The organism is Albidovulum sp., assembly GCF_049646345.1.
Classification (GTDB): Bacteria; Pseudomonadota; Alphaproteobacteria; order Rhodobacterales; family Rhodobacteraceae; genus Albidovulum.
Map to the genome: position 1 here is coordinate 1 of NZ_JBARVQ010000644.1, position 2,968 is coordinate 2,968.

The window sequence follows — 2,968 nt, forward strand, 5'->3', positions numbered from 1 at the left end:
TAACAGCGCCTTTATTTCGCGCCAGACTGATCGAACCGTCACGCCATTGCGGCGCAGAATTACCACGGCCAAGACGCAATCTAGCGCCAGCCCAAGCCCCACGACCCATTCCCCAACCACCACGACCCATTCCCCAACCACCACGACCAACCACCGCCAATTGTAAGTACGCTATGCAATCAACTATCGTGTAAGTTGTGGCGTTTTGCACGTCGAATAGACCACCCAGAAAATAAACGGGCTGCATTGTTACAAAAAGCGCAGCGATTATCCGCGCCCGCGCATCAATGAACAACAAGACGGCTATTGTTACCATATCGGCCACAGCGACCATTTGGGGCGCTGAAGAAAAGGCAGCCGTTGCCGCGAAGTTGGCGACCATGATTGCCGATAGTCGCCCGCGATCAATCAGGACCGCGAGCGCCAAGGCAGAAACATAGAGGTACTGCGACCAGTCCACTATCGACCGCCACCGCCGCCACGGGTGACGATTCCGCCATCGTCATATTCCCGTTCGAGAGCGACCATTGCCGCCGCATGTGCCCGGATTAGGCGGCCAAGGCACTCATGGGCCGCGCCCTCCAGGTCATGCGCTGCCGCGCTTGCGGGAATGCGCCCGGCGTCAAGGTTGATCTTTGCCAACTTGCGCATGTTTTTGGCGATAACTCGCAACGCGGCTTTCCCGCCGCCAAGGGCATCTTGTGTGCCTTCAACGAGGGGTGTTTCTTCGGTGCTTAGGTGAGCCATTTAGTTTCCTTTTCTATCGGTTTTGGTTCGCGCCGATGCTTGACGCGGCGTGGTTGATGGCGTTCCCGAAGGCGTCAATATCCCAATCGCCGATCGGAACCCCGCCAGATATGTACTCAAGAAATCAAACAACATTGCCGCCCAACTTCCATGGATGCACGTTGGCCACTGCGGCCGGGCCAGAAACATCAGCCAAAAGGCCAGATGCCGGAACGCCGCCGCCCGCCGCAACATCGTTCCAGACCTTAAGACTGTAGACCGTGCCGATGGTGTTGTTGCTGGTGCCGCTTGACCGCGACAGAAGCGCCAGCCCTCGGCCAGCCGATGCGAACTGCCCGGTATTGGCCAACAGGCTGCGTGTCGTCGTGATGCCGTTGATCGTTGTCCAAAGCTCATTCGTGGTGATGTTCGCAGCGATCCGCACCAAGAACCTGACACCCGCCGTCACCGTGCCGATCGATGCCGATCCAAAGATCGATACGCCGGCACTGTCCTTGATCTGCAAAAACAAGTGGCTGTTCGGCGCGACTTGCAGGCCGATATGCACGTTGTCCATTTCGCAAAGGTGGTTGGTGGTGCCGAACGAGGGGATCAGTATGTCAACCTCGAAGGTGATCTTGTTATCAGTGGTCGGCCAGTTCACCGGATCCTTGAAGCGGGTCAGTTGCCCGGCAACTGTTGTAAAGTTTGCCGCAGCGGGCAGCGTGTTCGCCAGTGTCGCCACGTTGGGAATCGGCCGCACCGGAACCCCGTCAAGGCCCGTCACGCCGACATCAACGATCGGCAGGTTTTTCCACAGCGCGTTGATATTGTCCTCGGGGTGCTGGATCTGCCCCGTGGCCCCGCCTTCGCCAAAGTTGATCACATCGGAAAAGATGAAATTGCCGCCGCCGTTCGGCGTTATCCGCACGCGCCCGGCCACAATCGTTGCGTTTTGCGCGGGCACTCCGTTGATCTGGAACCCGACAACTTCGGTCCAATGCGGGAAGGTCGCGGGCAAAGCGGCCTCGGAACGGGCAATGCGCGTGGTGGTGATCGGCCCTTCGGATGACCAGACTTCGACATAGGCCCCCGACGCTTCCCACAGGCAGTTGTCAAATTCTGGTGTGGCCCATGATGTCAGGCCCGCCGATTCCATAAGCATGGCCGCGTTCAGGCGCATCCATTGCGGCTGGCCATCATCCGTCCATCCCGAGGGGTGCGGCTCATCCGTCCAACCACCGGAACCATCCGAAACGCCGTTCGAATATGTCGTGACGTCCATGCCCAGCGGCATGAACATCGTGGCAGAAGGCACTGCAAGCATGGCGCGCCACGATGCGCGCGCGTCTTCCTTGGCTTTTAATGTGGTGTTGATCGCGCCACCCGCGTCATGCGTGGCATCCAAAAGATCCACTGTGGGGTCAAAGCGGTGCGGGCCGTATGGCACCCATTTGGTGTGGGTGTAGTCATAAAGCTCGCCAAACCAATGGTCCGCTTGATAGGAACCGCCGGTGTAAGTGACCGTGCCGGGTATGGTGACATCAGCCCCGGCCAACGTTTTCTTCGAAAACAGCGGCAGCATCGCTTCGCCGTAGGCCGCAGCAAGGCTTCCCGGTGACGCGAACCATGACATCGCGGCAAGGCCCACTTTGCGCCCGTCTGCCGTGGCAAAGTCGTGCAGCGCCTTGTCAACCGACCATAGGCGACTGGTATCGCCATCGTTGGAAAGTGACCTGGGGTCAGTGCCCGACTTCGCCTGCATGATGATGGCGAATTTTTCGCCCGGCCGCTCACCGATCAGCGTCGATGCCATTGCCGCCATTGCCGCCGTCAGCGGCGTCCCCGTGGTGATCAGGGTGCGCGTGGTCGTAGGTGTCGCGGTCCCGGCACCATGATACACCTGCACCGCCTCGGGGTCAGAAACCGCGACCGGCGTGGTCAGGCTGTATGCCGCGCTGACCGAGTTGGATATTTCCGACTGACCCCAGATCGCCCACATATGGCCAGACCCGAACCGGTTCGTACCTTGCGCCGAAACGGCGGGCTGCGATTTTATCCGCACTTCCGGGCGATACCATGATGCCGATCGGGGCACGTTGATTGTGCCCGCCCATGTGCCGCCGCCCGCAACCGCATCAACATCAGCCCATGCCGTTGTGGTGGCGCCGGCATCGTCCACCGATACCGCGCGGCCCTCGATAATCTCGCCAACCGTGCCGGTTCCCGACAGCGGGATCGT

General features: G+C 60.0%; 3 protein-coding genes. All 3 read right to left on the bottom strand.

Features of this window, described 5'->3' with window-relative positions; translation table 11 throughout:
* The coding region (locus tag WBB85_RS16845) for a hypothetical protein (RefSeq protein WP_432639755.1) at positions 1 to 460 on the bottom strand (460 nt) is incomplete at its 3' end.
* Positions 460 to 747 (bottom strand): hypothetical protein, encoded by a 288-nt coding sequence (locus WBB85_RS16850; RefSeq protein WP_432639756.1) that lies wholly within the window; start codon positions 745 to 747, stop codon positions 460 to 462. The genes WBB85_RS16850 and WBB85_RS16845, both read right to left, overlap by 1 nt.
* Positions 748 to 871: 124 nt before the next feature.
* The coding region (locus WBB85_RS16855; protein ID WP_432639757.1) for a hypothetical protein at positions 872 to 2,968 on the bottom strand (2,097 nt) is incomplete at its 5' end.

Excerpts from the sequence above, each read along its gene's own strand:
- WBB85_RS16850 (WP_432639756.1), bottom strand. The coding sequence starts at position 747 with ATGGCTCACCTAAGCACCGAAGAAACACCCCTCGTTGAAGGCACACAA.